At 54.0% G+C, this 18,054-nt stretch carries 15 protein-coding genes; 9 read left to right on the top strand and 6 right to left on the bottom strand.

Going from position 1 to position 18,054, the window contains the following annotated elements; translation table 11 throughout:
• Window positions 1–55: 55 nt before the first annotated feature.
• Window positions 56–3,532: a ligand-binding sensor domain-containing protein gene (locus V9K67_RS21925; RefSeq protein WP_336726276.1), complete on the bottom strand. Its 3,477-nt coding sequence runs from the start codon at window positions 3,530–3,532 to the stop codon at window positions 56–58.
• Between the two features lie 327 nt (window positions 3,533–3,859).
• On the opposite strand from V9K67_RS21925, the gene V9K67_RS21920 reads away from it, so the two are divergent.
• A complete protein-coding gene (locus tag V9K67_RS21920; RefSeq protein WP_336726274.1) occupies window positions 3,860–5,038 on the top strand; it encodes a response regulator transcription factor in 1,179 nt (392 codons plus the stop codon).
• A 130-nt stretch (window positions 5,039–5,168) separates the two neighbouring features.
• Here V9K67_RS21920 and V9K67_RS21915 read toward each other — a convergent pair whose 3' ends face one another.
• The 3 genes from V9K67_RS21915 to V9K67_RS21905 all read right to left on the bottom strand — a co-directional run bounded on the left by V9K67_RS21915 (window position 5,169) and on the right by V9K67_RS21905 (window position 9,546).
• Complete coding sequence (locus V9K67_RS21915) at window positions 5,169–7,160, bottom strand: alpha-L-arabinofuranosidase C-terminal domain-containing protein (RefSeq protein WP_336726272.1); 1,992 nt, start codon at window positions 7,158–7,160, stop codon at window positions 5,169–5,171.
• A 105-nt stretch (window positions 7,161–7,265) separates the two neighbouring features.
• Window positions 7,266–7,799, bottom strand: coding sequence for a response regulator (locus V9K67_RS21910; RefSeq protein WP_336726271.1), 534 nt, complete (start codon window positions 7,797–7,799; stop codon window positions 7,266–7,268).
• Window positions 7,800–8,190: 391 nt separating this feature from the next.
• A complete protein-coding gene (locus tag V9K67_RS21905; RefSeq protein WP_336726269.1) occupies window positions 8,191–9,546 on the bottom strand; it encodes an immunoglobulin-like domain-containing protein in 1,356 nt (451 codons plus the stop codon).
• An 857-nt stretch (window positions 9,547–10,403) separates the two neighbouring features.
• Between V9K67_RS21905 and V9K67_RS21900 the strand changes: the two genes are divergently transcribed.
• The 7 genes from V9K67_RS21900 to V9K67_RS21870 all read left to right on the top strand — a co-directional run bounded on the left by V9K67_RS21900 (window position 10,404) and on the right by V9K67_RS21870 (window position 15,875).
• On the top strand, window positions 10,404–10,844 hold the full coding sequence (locus V9K67_RS21900; protein ID WP_336726267.1) for a hypothetical protein: 441 nt from the start codon (window positions 10,404–10,406) through the stop codon (window positions 10,842–10,844).
• Window positions 10,845–11,072: 228 nt separating this feature from the next.
• Window positions 11,073–12,998: a ParB/RepB/Spo0J family partition protein gene (locus V9K67_RS21895; protein ID WP_336726264.1), complete on the top strand. Its 1,926-nt coding sequence runs from the start codon at window positions 11,073–11,075 to the stop codon at window positions 12,996–12,998.
• Window positions 12,999–13,068: 70 nt separating this feature from the next.
• Entirely contained in the window at window positions 13,069–13,827 is a 759-nt protein-coding gene (locus V9K67_RS21890) for a ParB N-terminal domain-containing protein (RefSeq protein WP_336726262.1), read from the top strand.
• Between the two features lie 89 nt (window positions 13,828–13,916).
• Window positions 13,917–14,129, top strand: coding sequence for a hypothetical protein (locus V9K67_RS21885; protein WP_336726260.1), 213 nt, complete (start codon window positions 13,917–13,919; stop codon window positions 14,127–14,129).
• 43 nt (window positions 14,130–14,172) lie between these two features.
• Window positions 14,173–14,655 carry a hypothetical protein gene (locus tag V9K67_RS21880; RefSeq protein WP_336726258.1) on the top strand — a complete coding sequence of 161 codons (483 nt, stop codon included), beginning with the start codon at window positions 14,173–14,175 and terminating at the stop codon, window positions 14,653–14,655.
• 65 nt (window positions 14,656–14,720) lie between these two features.
• Window positions 14,721–15,152: a hypothetical protein gene (locus V9K67_RS21875; RefSeq protein WP_336726256.1), complete on the top strand. Its 432-nt coding sequence runs from the start codon at window positions 14,721–14,723 to the stop codon at window positions 15,150–15,152.
• Window positions 15,153–15,626: 474 nt separating this feature from the next.
• On the top strand, window positions 15,627–15,875 hold the full coding sequence (locus V9K67_RS21870; protein ID WP_336726253.1) for a hypothetical protein: 249 nt from the start codon (window positions 15,627–15,629) through the stop codon (window positions 15,873–15,875).
• An 81-nt stretch (window positions 15,876–15,956) separates the two neighbouring features.
• Here V9K67_RS21870 and V9K67_RS21865 read toward each other — a convergent pair whose 3' ends face one another.
• Window positions 15,957–16,463, bottom strand: coding sequence for an ArsR/SmtB family transcription factor (locus tag V9K67_RS21865; protein ID WP_336726249.1), 507 nt, complete (start codon window positions 16,461–16,463; stop codon window positions 15,957–15,959).
• A gap of 188 nt (window positions 16,464–16,651) precedes the next feature.
• On the bottom strand, window positions 16,652–17,584 hold the full coding sequence (locus tag V9K67_RS21860) for an NAD-dependent epimerase/dehydratase family protein (RefSeq protein ID WP_336726247.1): 933 nt from the start codon (window positions 17,582–17,584) through the stop codon (window positions 16,652–16,654).
• A gap of 233 nt (window positions 17,585–17,817) precedes the next feature.
• On the opposite strand from V9K67_RS21860, the gene V9K67_RS21855 reads away from it, so the two are divergent.
• Window positions 17,818–18,033 (top strand): hypothetical protein, encoded by a 216-nt coding sequence (locus V9K67_RS21855; protein ID WP_336726244.1) that lies wholly within the window; start codon window positions 17,818–17,820, stop codon window positions 18,031–18,033.
• Window positions 18,034–18,054: the final 21 nt, after the last annotated feature.

Genomic DNA, 18,054 nt, shown 5'->3' with positions numbered 1-18,054 from the left:
TTTTGTCCGTATCGGTTTTTCTGTTGTTCAAATGTCGCCATTGATGGAGCGCCCCTTATGCGCCCGGGCCGCCGAGGGGCAGGGTGATGGTGACCACCAGGCCCTGGGAAGCGGCATTTTCCGCGGAAATGTGCCCCCCGTGCAGTTCCACCAGCTCCTTGGCCAGCGCCAGCCCGATGCCGGTGCCTTTGATGGCCCGGTTTTTCGCCTGCCCCCCTTCGTAGTACAGCGTAAAAATGTTTTTCAGCTGGGCCTCTTTCACGCCGGGGCCTTCATCCTTAACCCGTATGTACACCTCGCCGGGAAGGAGGCCTTTTTCCAGGATCAGGAAAATGCAACCGCCATCGGGCGAAAACTTCATGGCATTGGAAAGCAGGTTGTAGAGCACGATATCCATTTTTTCCGGGTCGATGGATGCATAAAGATCCGTTCCTTCCGCCAGGAGCTCGATGGAAATCCCCCGCTGCTGCGCGGCGCGGATAAAGTATTCCGCTTCCTTTTTCAGGAAAGCAATCAGCTCCACTTTTTGCAGGTGCAGTTCCGCCATCCCGCTTTGCACTTTGCGCAAGTCGAGCAGCTGGTTGAAAAACCGCAGCATCCGGCGGGCATTGCGCAACACCAGGTCCAGGTATTCGACTCCCTTGGGCGAAAGGGTTTCGGTTTTCAGCGTTTCTTCCAGGGGATTAATGACCAGGCTGAGGGGCGTGCGGATCTCGTGGGAAACCTGCGTGAAAAAGTTCATCTTCAGCTCCGTCATTTTCCGTTCAATGGCGATGCCCTGGCGCAGCCGCAGCAGCGTGACGGCGATCCGCTTGACCACCAGCAGCAGGGCTGCCAGCAGGACGGCATACCCCCCGTAGGCCCAGGCCGTCTTCCACCAGGGGGGACGGATAACGAGGGTGAGCCGCTTTAAGGGGATGTTCTTATAGAAATCCTTTTCCACCGTCCGCACTTCGAAGGCATAGGTGCCCGGGTCCAGGTTGGTGTAGGTGGCCTTGCGCAGGCGGCGGTTATTCTGCCAGGCGGTATCGTAGCCCAACAGGCGGAACTGGTACTGCACCCTGTCCTCGTAGCGGTAATCCAGTACCGTATAGAAAACGCTGATATTGTTCTGGTAATGTTCCAGGACCAGTTTATCGATGTAGTTGATGTTCCGTGCGGGGGCATAGCCGCTTTCCGGCTCCAGGTCCCGGTTGTTGACCAGCACATCGGTCAGCACAATGGAGCCCGGCACCTTTTCGGTTTCCACCGCCTCCGGGTCAAAGGAAAGATAGCCGGTGACGGTGCCGAACAGGATCTCGCCATTACGCCGCCTCAGCACGGAGGCCTCCGACAGGCTAATGTCGGACAGGCCGTCGTACATGTCGAAGTTGCGAAAGCTGTGGGTGCGGGGCGAAAACCGGGAAATACCGTTTTGCGCAGCGATCCATAGATTGCCCTTCCGGTCCTCGGTACAGCTGAGCAGGCAGTTACTGCGCAGGCCGTTGCGGGTGGAATAGTTGGTGAACCGCAGCGACCGGAGGGGGTCGCCCACCGCCCGGTTCAGACCGCCGGAAGAGGTCAGCACCCACATCTGTCCGCGGCTATCCCGGTAAATGAACTGCACGTCGTTATCGCCCAGGCTGGCCCCATTGCCCGGCTCCTTTCGGTACAGGGCAAAGCCGCTTCCTCCCTGCCCGGCCCTGTCGGGGTTAAAAACCAGCAGCCCGCCGGTAGTGCCGATCCAGATATTTCCGGCGGTATCCTCTGCCAGGTGGCGGATCCGGGAATAGGCGCCCCCGGGATAGCCGCGAAAGAAATTATCCGTCGTTTTGAACCGCAGTCCTCCCGGGGAAGGCTCCACCAGGATCAGCCCTTTTTCAAACGAGCCCGCCCAGATCCGTCCCTTGCGGTCCTGCAGCAGGGTATAAATGAGATTGCTGGACAAGCCCTGCCCATCCCCGGCCGCAAACTGCTGCAGCCGGTAGCGGGTCCGGCCTGAATCGGCGGGCTGTGCCCGGAACAGGCCCTGGCCTTTCGTGCCCATCCATACCGTACCCTGCCGGTCTTCCAGGAGGGTATAGACCCGTTCGGGCACCGGGCCTTCGAGCAGCGGCGGCGGCACGGGCCCGGTAGCGGGCAGGTACAGCCGTGCTCCCCTTGGGCCCATCCATAACCGCCCCTTCCGGTCCTCCATCATGCCGCGCACCACGTTTTCCTCCCGGGCAGGATCATCTTTATTCAAAAGGTCCTGCCGGAAATGGCTTCGGCTCAACACATATTTCTGGGCACCGCCCAGTGAAGAGGTCAGCCACAGGATGCCGGAAGGATCATAAAATAAGATACTGGAGGTGGGGTGAAAAGGGTGAATCCCTTGGAAATCCTCGTAGGTAAACTGCAGCGTATCCCGTTGCCGGTCATAGTAGCCAAAACCATCCGCCCTCATGTTGACCCAAACCCGTCCTTCCCGGTCCTCCAGCACGCGGTAATCCCGTTTATCCTCCAGGCCTTTAAAAGAGTGGCTATAGGAAAAATAGCGTCCCGCCTTTTTTTGAGGATCATATTTATAGACACCTTTATCCCCCGGCTCGATCCACAGCAGACCCCGGCTGTCCTCGAACAGCGAGTACAGCGGCCTGCCCGTCCGGAACACCTCTTTTTTTAAGGCGCCGCCGGGAAAAGAAACCGTAAGCAGATCCCCGGAAGCGGTAGTGGCGTAAATGGCTCCTGTTCGCCCGGATACCCGAAGGGCCTGCAGCCGCTCCCCGCTGATCTTATAGCTGCTGATCCCGCCCGTTTTGGGGTTGAAAAGGACCAGGTCGCCCTGTTCCGTGCCAAAACACTGCAGCTCCCTGCCGGAGGAAGCCGTCGTAAAGCGCTGGCCGGCGAGCTCTTTATATTTTGGAGACCGCCTGAACATGCCGTTTCTTTTTTCCAGCAGCACCAATCCCCCCCGGGTACCCACCCACACATGGGCGGAGTCCGGAATGCTGACCAGGTCTATTGTTGCCGAGGGAAGGCTGAAGGAGGCGGCCTCCCCGGCGGCATACCGGGAAACCCTGACCGCTCCGCCCGGAAGCACCCGGAGCAGATAGAGGCCATTGGAAGCCTGCAGCCAGATCTCCCGGTTGCCGGCCGACTGGTAGCCCCCAACCCGGGCTGCCTTCAACTCCTTTAGAGGGCTTAATTCCGTCAGGGCGGCAAATTCCTCCCGCTGCTTGTCAAAGCGGTACACCTGTTCGTCGTCGGCGATCAGCCACAGGTACCCTTCCGCATCTTCCATAAGGGCGTTGATCCGGTTGTTTTTCAAACTGGAATGGTCGCCGGGCAGGGATTGGTACGCCTTGAAGCCGTTGCCGTCAAAGCGGCACAGCCCCACCCAGGTGCCGAACCACATAAACCCTTCCCGGTCCCTGATGCCGCACAGGATCCTGTTGTCGGACAATCCCTCATTGGCCGAATAGTGCCGTAGGGTGCATTTGACCTGTGCGCCCGAAGCACCGGCCACCAGGAGGAACAAAAACAAGAGGAAACCCTTTACGCGGACAAGCATGATCGATCTGATTATTTTTAGCTAGAGTGATACCCGGCTCCGGAAGCAAAAAGGAAAAACAGCAGGCGAACCGGCGCCGCCGGCCCCGGACCTGTCCCAAAGCGCTGTTCGATCCCCCGGGCTGTTGCAAGCTATAAAACTTTTCCGGCTGTCCGCCCGGTTTTCCCAAAACTCCCTACCTTTAGCTGCCCCGACCATCTCTGAATTTTTACAGGTTTCCCCGGAAACCTTTTCTATATAAAAATGAGGGAGGCGATTCACTTTTTGTTCGTCCTTTCCCCTGCATACAGTTAAAGCATTCAGTTTTCATACCTACAATACCTCTCTATGGCATGGTGGTTTAAAAAGAAAAAACCGGAGGATTCCCTTTCGGTGTCCGGTCCGGCAACGTCCAAAGGCGAAGAAGCGTCCCGCTTGTTCGAGGAAGTGCTCCTGAGCCTGAAAGAGCATACTGCCCGTCTTAAAGAAAAGCTGGAATTGCTGAAGGTGGAAGCCCCCCGTGCAGACCTGGCAGACCTCATTGCATCCGTCACGGCCGATATCAATAAGATAATGGACCTGGTGGAACATCCCGAACAAGGCGTCCCTGCCCGGAAGGATCCGGGCGCCTCCAGGTTTACGTACCGGGAACAATTGGTACCCAAGGAAGAAACGGAAGACCGGAAACGAGCCGATGAAGCACCCGCAGATGCAACCGGCAGCGAAGCGCTTCCGGAGCTCGCCGAACCGGCGGCTGCATCGAAAAAGACCGTACTGCTGGTAGAGGATAACGAGGAGCTGCTCCGGTTCTACCGCCTCGCCCTGTCGGCCCACTATGCCATCCTGGAAGCCGCCAACGGGGAGGAAGGCCTCCGCAAGGCAACGGAGGCGAGCCCGGACCTGATCGTCAGCGACCTGATGATGCCCCTGATGGACGGCATCGAGTTATGCAAGGCGATCAAAGGCGACATCAACACCGATCATATCCCCTTCATTATCCTGACGGCGAAAGACGCCGTAGCTTCCCGGCTGGAAGGCGTACAGTCGGGGGCCGATGCTTACCTGGCCAAGCCCACCAGCGCGGAGCTGCTGCATGCCACCATCGAAAACATCTTCCTGCAGCGCCAGAAGATCAAGGAGTATTTCAGCAAAAAGCATTATTCCGAAGCCCTTACGCTGGTCAATTCCGTGAAGGAACAGGAATTCCTCACCCGGTTCATCGGCATCATTGACCAGCACCTGGCCCAGGAAGACCTGGGGGTGGACCTGGTATGCCGGGAACTCGGCCTGAGCAGAAGCCGGCTGTACCTGAAGATCCGGGACCTTACCGGGCAGTCCACCGTTGAATTCGTGCGGTCCTACCGGCTCAAGAAGGCCCGGGAGATCATGACCCACGAGGATGTTTCCCTTACCGAGGTCATCGCCCGGGTAGGCATCCAGACCCCCTCGTATTTTACCAAGGCGTTCAAAAAAGAGTTCGGGCAAACCCCTTCCCAGTTCCTGGAGGAATTAAAGAAACTCAGATAAGCGGCGTTGCGGCCGCCCGCCGGCCACGTTTTCAACCGGAACGGCGGACGGCCGTAGCGCCGGGCATTACCAAAAAGTTTCCTGCAGGTAACGCCTGCAGATTCCCTCCGTAGCGCCACCGGGCAATCATCTACTTCCCCTCTATTTTGATCCGGAGAATGTTTAAGGAATAAGGGGCCAGGGAAAAAGCCATCCTGTTGCCCTTTAGGGAAACCGATTTCTCGACGGGTATCAGTGCCGAAGGATGATCCAATGAATTGGTGGTTTTCAGGTCATCCTGCTGCAGCAGCAGGAGTTTGGCTTTTGCAGCAAGCCTTCCGGCACCCTGCACGATAATGTCCTTCTTTTGCTCAAGGCCGGAAGCATTGACCAGTTTGATGATCAGTTCCCGGGAAGTCCCATCGATGCTGGCGGTGGCGTACAGGCTGTCCTGGCCGGCCAGGGGAGCGCCGTTCATGGTAGCAGGTACCACGTGGGTTCCCTTATTCAGCGAAAAGAGCTTTTGAACATAATAGTCGGTAGTGGGGGCGGTCCGCAGGTTGTCCACCCAGATCAGGTCGGGGTTCCACTGCCAGCCTTCGGCATGGGCAAACAGAGGTGCGTAGGAGGCCATCTGCACCACGTCGGCATTGCGTTCCAATCCCGTCATGAAGGCCGCTTCCGCCAGGGCGCTCTGCCAGTTGTTGGCCTTGGCCGGGCCGTGGGCGGCGTATTCGCCGGCAAATACCTTGGAGCCGTTGCGCGGATAGTTGTCGTAACGCCCTGCATTGGCCAGGAACCATTCGGGCTTGCGGTAGTAGTGCTCGTCGATGAGGTCGGCGTTGCGTTTGCGCAGTTCGTCGTTCAGCAGGTGAAAGCGGGCGCCGTCAGGGTCGGTACCCGAAGAGTTCACCAGTTTGATGCCGGGGTATTTTTCCTTAAGTGCCCTGGTAAAGACGTCCAGGCGCTCGAGGTATTGCGGGCCCCAGTTTTCATTGCCCACGCCCATCATCTTCAGGTTAAAGGGAGCCGGATGACCCATCTGGGCGCGCAGGGCGCCCCATTTACCGGAAACGGGGCCGTTGGCAAACTCCACCAGGTCCAGGGCGTCCTGCACGTAGGGATCGAGTTGGTCCAGCGGCACCACTTCGGCGGTATTATACTGGCAGGCCATGCCGCAGTTGAGAATGGGCAGCGGCTCGGCGCCGATATCTTCGCAAAGCTGGAAGTATTCGTAAAAGCCCAGCCCGAAGGTCTGGAAGTAATCGGGAGCGGGGCGGTGGCCGAATTCCGTGTTCCAGCGGTTCATTAACAAGGGGCGATCCTCTACGGGACCGACCGTATTTTTCCACTGGTAGCGGTTGGCGAGGTCGAAGCCTTCCACGATGCAGCCGCCGGGGAAACGCACAAAGCCCGGTTTCATGTCGGCCAGCAGCCGGACCATGTCGGCCCGCAGGCCGCCGGGCCGGTTTTTCCAGGTGTCGCCGGGAAACAGGGAGATCATGTCCAGGTCGATGGTGCCCTGGCCTTCGAACCATATATTCAGCTTTGCTTTCGGCTCGGTGGCGGCGGCATGGAAGGAGACCGCCTGCTTGTGCCACTGCTTGTCGGTGGCGAAAGGCGTCAGCACGGTATCGCCAATAGGCATCCCTTTGGCGTCGACCAGTTCCACGTGCAGCTTCAGGCCGGGGACTTGCTGGCGGTACATTACGGAAAAATCGTAGCGCATGCCTTGTTTGATACCCATGCCCCGGAAGCCTTCGTTCGTCAGGCCCAGCGTTCCTTTTTCCCCTCCCCTGCCCCTTACCCGGAGGAAGCGGGGGTTGGCCGCATGTTGATCCTGCCGGTTGAGCAGCAGCACATCGCCCTCCTGTGCTTTTTTCCGCTGCACGGTCCAGCCCATCAGGGGTTTGAGAAATTCAAAGGAACGGTTTTTCACCAGCTCGGCATAGATGCCGCCGTCGGCGCCGAAGTTGATGTCTTCGAAAAACACCCCCCATAGGGTGGCGGGAATGGGGGCTTTTATTTCGCCCGCCTTTACAGTAAGGACATCTTTTTGCCCGGCGGCGTTGAAACAGGCCAATGCCGCCCACAGGGCCGCAATGAGGCGCTTGCGGCCCCCTGCTACATGAGTTCGGTTCATAAAAATCAACAGGTATTGATCGGTCAATAAATTAAGGCATTAAAAAAGCCCCAGGTAGAAACAAGGGGCGTGTTGCTTGCTTGCTTGATTGCTAAAAGAATTATATTATGTTTTTGCCTGTGCTTCTGTTATTATGCTGCTTTCCACCAATGGCTGCGGGCTTAATCTAGCTCCCCTTTTCGCTTGCCTGGGGTTGTCCTGCAGGCCTGAAAGTTCCGGGGCGGCGCGGGGAAGAAGGGTGATCCCGTTCTGCTCCAAAACCCGGATAATATCCCGCGTCCATACCGCCAGGTCCCAGGGTTTTTCCAAAAAATGCTGGACACCCGCCCCGTATGCAGCCGCCGCCACCGCTGGCAGGTTGCCGGTACTCCACATGACCACGGGCAGCGCCCGGAAACGGGGATGCCGGCGCATGCGTTGTACGCCTTCAATGCCGTTTTCCCCGGGCAGTTTATAATCGATAAAGACCAGCGAAGGACCGGTACATTCCAGCGCTTCCAACAGGTGGTCGGTATCCCCCAAAAAGGTCACCACCATCCACGGGCAGGCCCTTGCAATTGCCTCCTGAAAGAAGCGGCGGTCATCCTCATCATCATCGACGACCAGTATGTGGGCAGGGCGGGAAAAGCACTGGCTCATGGGCTTACTTTTTATATTAGAATGAGAGAAGGGCGGCATTAGTTCTTCTGTAAAACCGGTATAAAGAAGTCACCAGGAGCGCACAATCGTCTTTTGAACGGGAAGAGCATTTTCCCGGCTTTATGGCTGCAAATTATGCGGTTCCGAGGGGCTCCTTTTGTTCAAATCCTTTTTCCTTTTGTCCATTTCTGTAAACCGCCTGCTTCCTTTTCAGCCATGACCTCCCGTGAAGCCCGGCCGCCTACAGAAAAAGGCCGGCAAATGAACGTGTTGGCGGCTAGCTGCCCTCCAGTATCGGCGTTTAAACTGTTTCTTATTAGGCAGCGGCAATCCGTCCCCCTTCAGGCAAGGCATAAGCGGCGGGTTCCGCTCCGAGACAATGAGGGCTTGCTTACCGTTTCGCCGGTGTTCCCTGTAATAGTTCGGCGGGTACCCCTCCCCACTTTTCGTGGAGCCGTTTCGCTTCCTCCCGGGTGATGCTCATGACCGTACCATGGCGGGGGTTAAAGTTCTTGGTAAAGGACTCGGGCTTTGGAGTGAACCGGAACAAATCCGTACTGCGCTGGAATTCGTAGCGGTGGTCTTTATACATGTCGTACATAAGCACGAATTCATCCAGGTTATTCAGTTTGAAGATACCCGAACCTTCTACCGGTATGTTTTGGGCGGCATACGCATCCAGGTACTGGAAATCTTCCTTCCATGGTCCCTGCAGGGTTTTTCCCGTCGCCTGCTGGATGCCGTTCCTTATCTCCTTTCCGCTCTCGTTTTTCGTATTTCCCTTATAGAAGAAATGATACAAACCGCCCTTATAAATGATGTCGCCGTCGATAGCCCCGTATTTGGCTTTGAACATCAGCTGGGGTTCACTTTCAAAAGCAGTGAATTCCCTATTGGCATAAGCACAGTAAAAGTCAAGAGCCGGGTCATCTTTCAGCCGGACGGTAAAATAGACGAGGTATTTTCCTGCCGCCGGGTCATAGATGGTCTGCGGAGCCCACACCCATTTTACGTTCCTGAATTTTTGGGGATAGCTTTTTTCCAGGTCCACGATACCATGGCTCCAATTGACCAGGTCGCCTGATTTCAGCAGGACGATCCCCGGGTTATGGTCCCAGCCGTTCTTGAAGGTGAACATATCGGTAGCTACCATGAAAAAGGATTTCTCATCCTCGCCGCGCAGGATATGCGGGTCGCGGATACCGCCGGTTTGGGATATGCTGCTGGAAGCAAGAACGGGTTGATTGTTGTTGAGGGCATACCAGTTTGTAGCGTCGGCACTAACGCCGAAACGCAGTTGCTCGCGTTGCCCGGTTTCGCCAAAAGCTTCAAAGTAGGCGAACAGGTAGCCAGCGTACTGCTGCTCTTCAGGGGCGACCAGCGCCTCGAAAATCCGCGTCCGTCTTTCTCTGCCGGCATGGATAGTAGCGGTCATCTGCACTTTTACTTTGGTAGAACCTCTGGGGGACCGTTTCAAAAGTTTTCCTTTATCGGAAATATAGGTGGGGTTTCCGGACTTCCAGGTGATGAGGGAACCGTTTTTGCCCACTGAGTCCAAAAGCAGGTCCCAGCGCAGGTGCTGCAAGTATCCTTGCGGTATTTGCAGCGCCTTTGCGTCCCGTTCCGCTTTCACCTTGTCGGAAAGAGCAAACGGTTCTGCCGGGTACTGCCGGGCAGGAGGTATAAACGCCGTAAGGAGTGCCACAAGGCCTGGGATGAAAAAGAGTAAAATGCTTTGTTTTTTCATGGCTGCTATTCTGTATATAAATGATTTACCAGCTTGCATCCCCTGGATTAGCCGCCCATCTTACCGCTATCTGCAAATAATGATGGATTTGAGCTTCCGGAGTTATTCCTGTAGTGATCGGGCTTACAAATGTAGCAGCAGTTTAAAACCGGCTTTTGTTCAATTCTGTATTTCTATTGTTCAAATGATCCGGTTACTTTAAAGGAAAACAGCAAGTGACCTGATATTAACGGTCCCGGAACAGCATTGCCTTTTGTTTTTTCGCAGGAAACCGCGATTATCGATACTAGAAAAATCTTATACAACCATGCCTTGGTAGCGGCACTGGAATCATCTGAAGGAAAATTGCAGCTCTGAGCAGTAACTGCCGTCCGTAATTAGGGCAAGTTTCCTGATCCAGTCACTTATGGCAGCTAAGAAGTTCCGCATTGGCGGCATCCATCCTTTGATCCCCCATTTGCTGAAGCGAAAAACACCATATACTTTATAAAAAATTTAAATTTTAAAAGACATACCCAGAAGAACAGGGAAAAAAAGACGCAAAGGTAGCGGCCGGGCCTGCAAGGTCAAAAAGCTTCCGGCATAAAGCTGAGGTACTTGTTTGGAGCGCTGTATCCTGCACCGGCTGCATCAAGGGTTTGCAGCGGCAACCATCCACGGATTTATTCCTTTTCCTTTTTGCCCTTTGGGCCCCGGCCGCTGATGCTGGAGGCTTTCTTTTTTCCCTTTTTCTTTTGGGAAGTGTTACCCCCACCAGCCATAATTGGTTACGGGCCTACCCGTTAGGAATATTTTTCCCTCTCGGTTCACCCTCCAGCGCCGGGAAGACATTCCCAAATTTTCAGTAATTTCCCTCCATGCAGGCAAAAGACGAACGGTTCCTTTTGGCCGGGCAAAAGATCAAAGCAGGGCAGATCACCCGGTTCTCGGAAATTTTCAAAATTGTTCCGAAGACAGTAGTGGCTAAGGCATTGGCCAAAAACGTAAGAACGTCTCTCCCACTTATAAAAAACGATCCCTATTATTTCAAAGTAGGCGAACTCCTGGAACTTGCCGGTCTGATGGCCGTCAAAGGAAGTAAAGTGCTCTCCCTAATGGAAGTTGATATACAGGCGGCAGAAGCCAGCAGGGTACCCACTACCCGGACAAAAGGTCATACTGCCTCATTTATGAAAAAAGCAAAAGAGGCACAGCGGCTCTTCGCCACAGGCAAATACAATAAAACCCAACTGGCCGTAAAGATCAAGGTTAGCCGAAACCAGTTGTATCAATACCTGAAATACCATCCGAAAATTTAATCACCAGTACCGTTATTATTGCATCCTGCGCAAGTTCCCGTTAACACCACGCCTACATACAAACCACCACAAATCATTGATTTTCCTTGGTTTGTAATTATAAATTTTGTATATTTACAACATAAAACCTCCTGTCAATATCCCGTTCTGCTAATGGCTCTATAAGCTCTTTTTACTTCCGGAATTTTTGTTTGGCTATTCTTATTTCTTCACTATAAAGCTTCTTTTATGAATAAGAAAAAAACGCCCCTGCAAACCAATACCGGCTTACCCCACGAAACCCCAACCACTCCGCCCTCCGGCCCCACCCCTGCCGAAGCAACTTTTTCCAAGGTACCTGTTGAACATATTTTCCCCGATCCAAACCAACCCCGTAAGTTTTTCCCGGAGGCAGACATGCAGGAACTTACCGCTTCCGTTCAGGAAAAGGGAGTCCTGCAACCCATTATGATACGCCCTTACCCTCAAAACCGGCCCCTCCCCAAAAAGACCGGCAAAGAAAGGCCCGTGTACCTGCTGGTGCTGGGTGAGCGGCGCTGGCGAGCTGCCCGGGCGGCTGGCCGCCCGACCATTCCCGCCTCCATCCGGGAACTTTCGGATGAAGAAGCTTTGGAACTTCAAATTATCGAAAACCTCCAGCGTAAGGACGTCCGCCCCATGGAGGCAGCGTCCGCCTTCAAAAACCTGCACTCCCGCCTAGGCGTCGAAGAGATCGCCCTCCGGGTTGGCAAAAGCCCCTCCTATGTCGCTGCCCGCCTAAAACTCAATGACCTGGCCCCCGGATTCAAGGTACTGCTGGAAGACGGAAGGATGAAATTGGGAGAAGCCCTGCAACTTTGCCGGTTTGCCCCGGACGCCCAAAAGGAAATCCTCAAAAGCTGTGCTATTCCCAAAGACTGGGCGGAGCGCACCGACTGGCAACTGGACAACCTGGATTACTACATGGACCGGCAGCAGCATGACCTGGACAGCGCCCCCTTCCCTACCGAAGATGCCCTCCTATACCCGGAAGCGGGCGCCTGTAACCATTGCCCCCACAATTCGTCCTTCAACAAACTGCTGTTCCCTGAACTCAACAAAAACAGGATATGCCACAACGGGTGGTGCTACAAAATCAAGTCTTTTCGGAATTACCAAAGAACCATCCGGGAAACCATGGCCGACCCCGAGGTGTTATTCGTGACCAACTGTTACTATCTGGATGACGAGGACAAAGCGAAAGTAAAGGCGGCAGGTGAACTGGGTGCCGCCGTGCTGGACCGCGACACCTTCGGCATTACCCCGGTCTACCCGCCCCAGCACCCGGGAACCTGGGAAGATTACCGCAAAGAAAACGAGACCTGGACGAAGGATGAAGATTACAACGAAGAGCAGCGGGCCGAGGCCGAACAGGAATGCCGGCGGGAATGGGAAAGCGAAGTTGCCGGTTACAAGCAGGAACTAAAGGAGTACAACCAAAAGAAAGCGTCGGGAGGGATGCGCCGGGCGTTCGTGGTAGCCGGCAGTTCGGAAGGCGAGATCATCGATGTGATCCTGACCCCCAAAAAAAGCATCGCGCTGCCGGAAGGAACGGAGGCAAACGAAACCTTAAGCTTTTCCCTGGAATTGCAGCGCCTACAGGACCGTGAGACCCGCAACCAGGAACTGGACCGGGAAAAGGTGTACAAACGGGCCTGCGCCGGTCTAAAAGAATGCGAGGCATTTTTTGGCAATACCGCTCCCCTGCTACAGACAGAGTTGATGGCTCTGATCCTTCACCTCTTTGACAATGCCGCGGCTTACGAATCGAAGGACTGGCTGGATAAGCAATTGGGCATTCAGCGCGAATACCGGGGACTAGCCCTCTTTCAAAAAATGCAGGAACTCCAGGACAACAGCCTGCTGTACGCCTTTGTCCGCCGCAGCCTTTTCGACAGCCTGGTTTCACAATTGGAAGCAGACCGGGAAAAATACGGAAAGGCGACTGCCATCTACGAGTTGTGCAAGGAATATATTCCCGAGGCCTTGGCGGCTATCGAGCAGGAGCAGAACGGCAAAGCACAAAAACGGCAGGAGAATGTAGCTACCCGCATCAGGGCCCTGGAAGCAAAACAGGACAATACTCCCGTCCAGGAGCCACAGCCAGCGTCCCTACCCGAAGATGCTTCGCATTAGACTGTAAAAACCGGGGCTTTTCCAGCCCCGGTTTCTCCACTCCCAGTCAAAACCTCTTAAAACAATTTCCATGGAACACATAGCCAGTGATATACAAGTGTTCGTCACCAATGACTATTCCTTTTTCCGGCGGCTGCGGGGCAACCGCGCCCTCAACGAGGGAAAAATAAAAAAGATGGTCCGAGACATCCGTCACGGCATCAACTTCCTGCCCGACTTCCCCATCGTGGCCCATGGCCTGAACGGACACCTCGATATCATCGACGGCCAGCACCGCTTCGAGGCTGCCCGGAGGACGGGCCAGCCGGTGTACTACATCATCCGCCGCGAGCAGGTGGCGCTGGACAAGGTCGCCCGCCTCAATTCCCTTCAGGAAAAATGGAAGCCGGCCGACTTCCTGCGCTGCTATATCGAACAGGGCCTCAAAAGCTACTGTCAACTCCAGGCCTTCCAGGAGAAATACCGCTTCCCGCTCAGCGTGGCGCTCAACCTGCTGTACCACGGGGTAACAGGAAGCGAGGGCGGTGCAGGAGATGACCTGATGGCCCTGTTCCACCGGGGCACTTACGAAGTGAAGCACCTGAGGGCAGCCGAGGAGATTGCCGGGGCCTGCCACCGCTTTTCGGCCTTTCCCGGCTGGAACACCCGAAGCTTCGTGATCGCCGTGAGCAAGGTGCTCTCCGCCGACGTTTGCGATTTGGAAGAACTGGTGCGCAAATTCTCCCAGGACCCCGGCCAGCTCCAAAAGCAGGTAACCTATAAGGATTACCTCGCAAACCTGGAACAGATCTTCAACAAGGGCCTGCGTATCCGCAGGACCATTTATTAGCCCACGCAAAGGCGGACCAGCCGCCCCGGCCCTGCGGCTGGCCCCCGGACCGCCAAAGCCTTTCTTTCACCTTTAAAACCATTTGTATTATGAAAACGAAGAAAATAAGAACAGAAAACCAAACGATGGAGGGCGCCAGCCTACACAACAACCTCTTTCCCTGCCCGGGCACCAACACCCTTCGGGGACGCTGCGCTCTTGTACGGGTTCCCTTTGGTTTAACCCGGTGGAATGTAAACCTGAAGCCGCTCCCCCGCCTGGAGGCCCTTGAAGCCCGCGTCCTGGGGGCTTTCGCCGACTGAGGACCCGGACTTCCTATTTTTTCTAACGCTATCAATGCTTTTTATGGGAAACAGAACCAAAAGGGCCGGCCCCGCCTTGGACCGCCAGGCCGGTACCCAAAAGAAAGAAAGACCGATCTTGCTGAATGCCTATGCCATCCCGGGCCTTCCCCGGGAACCGGAAGTATACAGCGCCGACTGCATTACCCAACTGGCCGCAAGGTGTGAACGGTATTTCCATTTGCCCCCGGACACATTGCAGAATTGCGCGCCGGGGATGGAACACAAAAAAGGGGAAGCCTACGGGGAAACGGCGGCCCGGACCTACGGGGACGTCTGCCTGAGCGAAATCCGGAAGGCCATCATTGTCCTGGTGTCGGCGAAAACCTTCCTTACCGATGGTGCGTTGGGCAGGCTGTTGGGCCTGCACCACCATACGTCGGTGCTTTCCAGCCGGCGGCATGGCACCGCTCACCTGGAACAGAAAGACCCCAAGTTCCTGTTCTATTACAGGATCATAAAAGAGTTAGCCGGCCGAATCGGGTGACCAGGCTCCAATAAAGCCAGACAAGGACCGAACCGGTTACAAAACAGCACCAAAAACTATTAACTATGAACGCATTCTATATAGCAGGACACCCCCGGGCCACGATCATTACCTTTTGCCTGGTTATGATCAGCGGAGAGGCTTTCGGCGGACCTTACCTTATTTATTTATTATTAGCCCTTCCGCATGGCGGTCTTTATTCCCTGGTAGGGGTCGGTGGCATCCTTTGCCTGTATATCGGTCACAAAATCCAAGGCACCAAAAAGCACTGGGTAAAGCCGGTCCTGCAACTTTCCGGCATCCTGCTGACTATCCTTTCCCTTTTTATATTCTTTGCTCTGGACCGCAGGCACTACAACTATGGCACCTTCGAGCAAACCGTACCGCTCGTGACCCTATTTCTTTTTGGTCTTTCGGCCCTTTGCGGGATCATCCTGGCAATGCAGCACCTGTCCGGCCGAAAAAGGGAACAGCCCCATTCCCAGTTGCGACCTTAATGTAGCGGGGCTTGGTACATATAAAAGGCAGAACCAGTTCGAAATACAACCGTTCCCGCCACCTGCCAGGGAAACCTTGAGGGACACTGAAATCCTTCCATTTTAATCCCCCTGCCCTTTCGGCAAATCCCGGGTTTAGGATTTCCCATTCCGTCCTCGGCGATCAGGGCAATTAAGGAGTAATCCATTTCCTGCCGCTGACACTGTGGCCAAACATCGCCGGCAACAGGGAGGACCTCAGGCTGCTTTCCTTTCACTGCACCAGCTTCCGGCAAGAAGCATGTTGGCACAGTCTTTTGAAGGAAAGGAACCCAAAGGATGGTCCCTAAGCTACCAGGAAGCCCCTTACGCCAAGGGATGCCGGGTCTTGGGCAGGCTACTGGTTATCAGCGGCGCCGGTTCCCGGCCAGCTGATATACCGCGAGATAAAGGCTAAAAGACCGTCCACTAATAACCAAATTCCGGGAGGTGAGCATGACCCTGTTTGAGTTTAACGCGTTGCGTCAAGAGGAGAAGATTCGGTTACTATTCGGAGCCGTAAGGCTGGCCCACCGGGAGGATGACCGACATTTAATATTATTGTTCCAGATCGACGGGTTTTACGTCGAAGTTTATAAGGATAAGGAACAATACGAATTCGCCCGTATCCGGTCCTTTACCTCCACGGACCCGCTGGACCCCTATCTGGAGGACATCAATATTTCAGGAATCACCGACCCGTGATACGCCTGTCCACAGGAGGCTTTTGCCTTTAAGAGCCTTTCGCCATTCATTGCGTCTTTTCCAAAAAGCTAACGCATTCCCCTACGAACGCTTCACCATACCTTCCAAAAGGCCCGAAGGGAAGTTTACCGGGAATAAAATACAGGGAAGGACCTGCCAATTCTCGGATAAGGGTACCGACAGGCTGGTGATTGGAGGCTTTATGTTTCTTCTTTTCCTACTGACAGGAATTAACCCATAAGTGCAGGGAACACAAGCCCGCACTACTTTGTTACCCGGCCTGAAGTGCAGCAGCTCTGCTACACCGCTATTTACCCGCTGGAGCTTGACGTAATGAACAGCATAATAAATAAATTGACCCCTGGGGTTTGCGGAGACCAGGCCGGCATGGCGCAACTCGCTGAGGTGACGGGAAGTATCGGACTGGCGAAGAGAAAGAGCCTGGTACACCTCGGAAACGCAGGCCTGCCCACGATCATGGAGCAGCTGCAGGATCTGGCGGCTCACCGGGTTGGTGAGCGTACGCAGTGCCCGATCGCCATGGCGCAGCTCCTGCAGGTTTATGGTGAGTTGGTCCGCCTTTTTCATGAATGCCGGGATCCTTAAAGTTATCCATTTCCAGGGAATCAGGGTGCGTGGACGGCAAGAGCACAGGATCGATAGACCTCAGTCCAGAAGAGGTAGCTTGCCCCGAACCGTTAGGATCTTCTCTCTGAAGGACGTTTATTTCGAACTTTCATACCGTGCAACGCTGGTAACTTTACTTAAAATTTTTATCACCCTTGTTTTTGTTCGTTCATTATTGCGGTAATGCCTTCCTGGTAACTTGTAAGTTTGAAATCCGGAAACCTTCTTTTGAATTTATCGGAAATGAAAATATTGTCATACTTATAACGTGGTAAAAGTTCCCGTAATTCCTTTGCCTGGTTATTAAACAAACCAGCTAATTGAAACATCCACCCTTTTACTACGGAAAAGCTAAACTTTTTCCGATAAATTTCTGAAGCAAGGCCAATCAGTTGTTTGTACGTAAGCCTGTTGTCATCGCAGGGCAGATGCCACGTTTGCTGGTACGCATCCGGCGTATTGCCAATTAACGCCATGGCACGGCTTGCATCGGGCGTCCAAATCAGGGTGCGTAATGTGTTGTCTTTAATGGGAACTTTTAATTTCTTTCCTTGCCTGATATTCTCAAAAATTAAAGAATTGGTGATGCTTTGCGTTTTACCCGGCCCATAAAATTCGGGGGCCCTGCAAATAACGGCTTCAATAATTTTATGGTTCATTTCGTCCAACAACATTGCTGCAATGTGTGCCCTCACAGCGGATTTTTGACCCGATGGAACAAAGGGGCTTTCCTCCGTTTGCGGTTCGCTGGTTTTGGCGTACATATACGTGTTATCAAAAAACACCAGTTTGCACTGGTGTTTTTTGCAGGCTTCCATGACATTTTTCATCATTACAGGAAACTGGTCCGTCCACATTTGTGCGTCCATCGGCAAACCGACGGTCAAGTAAGCGATGGCGCTGCCTTCCACGGCTTTGTCCGTTGCCTTTGCGTCCATTAAGTTTGCTGGAAAAAGTTGGTCTGTGTCGTTTATCCTTTTAGGATTTCTGCTTACCAGCCGGATGTCAGTGGTATAATTCCTGTGCAATTCCCTTACTAATGCTTCTGCAATTTGCCCGTTGGCTCCTAATATTGTCTGCATTTTGTTTACTATCTGTTCGCCGGTTGGAGGGTTAACGTAAAATTTCACATTACGCGTACTGGCAGCGAGCTGTAACTACAATAGCCTACTGCCAAGACATTTACTAATTTAATATATTTATTATATTCAGGCTAAAATTAGTTTATCAGCCCGTTATGGCCAGGGCGGCTAAACTGGAGCGGATGCTTCTTTTACCTAAAAACTATGTATATTATGCATAAAAACAATAATGCATGATTAAAAAAGTCCTGCGTTACAAGTTGTTGCAGCATGCCGTAAAAGAGGCAAAGATCGATCCCATTGATGAGTGGTGTTCAGAGCTGCCGCCGGAGGAAAGCTCTCTGGTAGAAGAGGTTTGCGAACTGCTCAAAAGTGACGGGTTCCTGGTAAAAAAAATCGGTTTTTATGTTCCTGCATCAAAGGCATACCATGCTGTGAATGCTATATAGAAAAGGCCCTGGGGTATGCAA

This window comes from Huijunlia imazamoxiresistens (assembly GCF_037132455.1).
Classification (GTDB): Bacteria; Bacteroidota; Bacteroidia; order Chitinophagales; family Chitinophagaceae; genus Flavisolibacter; species Flavisolibacter imazamoxiresistens.
Note: the sequence above shows the minus strand (reverse complement) of the source record. Positions and strands in the feature narration are given on the sequence as shown.

Excerpts from the sequence above, each read along its gene's own strand:
- V9K67_RS21920 (WP_336726274.1), top strand. The coding sequence starts at position 3,860 with ATGGCATGGTGGTTTAAAAAGAAAAAACCGGAGGATTCCCTTTCGGTG.
- V9K67_RS21895 (WP_336726264.1), top strand. The coding sequence starts at position 11,073 with ATGAATAAGAAAAAAACGCCCCTGCAAACCAATACCGGCTTACCCCAC.
- V9K67_RS21860 (WP_336726247.1), bottom strand. The coding sequence starts at position 17,584 with ATGCAGACAATATTAGGAGCCAACGGGCAAATTGCAGAAGCATTAGTA.
- V9K67_RS21900 (WP_336726267.1), top strand. The coding sequence starts at position 10,404 with ATGCAGGCAAAAGACGAACGGTTCCTTTTGGCCGGGCAAAAGATCAAA.
- V9K67_RS21865 (WP_336726249.1), bottom strand. The coding sequence starts at position 16,463 with ATGAAAAAGGCGGACCAACTCACCATAAACCTGCAGGAGCTGCGCCAT.
- V9K67_RS21915 (WP_336726272.1), bottom strand. The coding sequence starts at position 7,160 with ATGAACCGAACTCATGTAGCAGGGGGCCGCAAGCGCCTCATTGCGGCC.
- V9K67_RS21890 (WP_336726262.1), top strand. The coding sequence starts at position 13,069 with ATGGAACACATAGCCAGTGATATACAAGTGTTCGTCACCAATGACTAT.
- V9K67_RS21870 (WP_336726253.1), top strand. The coding sequence starts at position 15,627 with ATGACCCTGTTTGAGTTTAACGCGTTGCGTCAAGAGGAGAAGATTCGG.
- V9K67_RS21905 (WP_336726269.1), bottom strand. The coding sequence starts at position 9,546 with ATGAAAAAACAAAGCATTTTACTCTTTTTCATCCCAGGCCTTGTGGCA.
- V9K67_RS21880 (WP_336726258.1), top strand. The coding sequence starts at position 14,173 with ATGGGAAACAGAACCAAAAGGGCCGGCCCCGCCTTGGACCGCCAGGCC.
- V9K67_RS21875 (WP_336726256.1), top strand. The coding sequence starts at position 14,721 with ATGAACGCATTCTATATAGCAGGACACCCCCGGGCCACGATCATTACC.
- V9K67_RS21885 (WP_336726260.1), top strand. The coding sequence starts at position 13,917 with ATGAAAACGAAGAAAATAAGAACAGAAAACCAAACGATGGAGGGCGCC.
- V9K67_RS21855 (WP_336726244.1), top strand. The coding sequence starts at position 17,818 with ATGATTAAAAAAGTCCTGCGTTACAAGTTGTTGCAGCATGCCGTAAAA.
- V9K67_RS21910 (WP_336726271.1), bottom strand. The coding sequence starts at position 7,799 with ATGAGCCAGTGCTTTTCCCGCCCTGCCCACATACTGGTCGTCGATGAT.
- V9K67_RS21925 (WP_336726276.1), bottom strand. The coding sequence starts at position 3,532 with ATGCTTGTCCGCGTAAAGGGTTTCCTCTTGTTTTTGTTCCTCCTGGTG.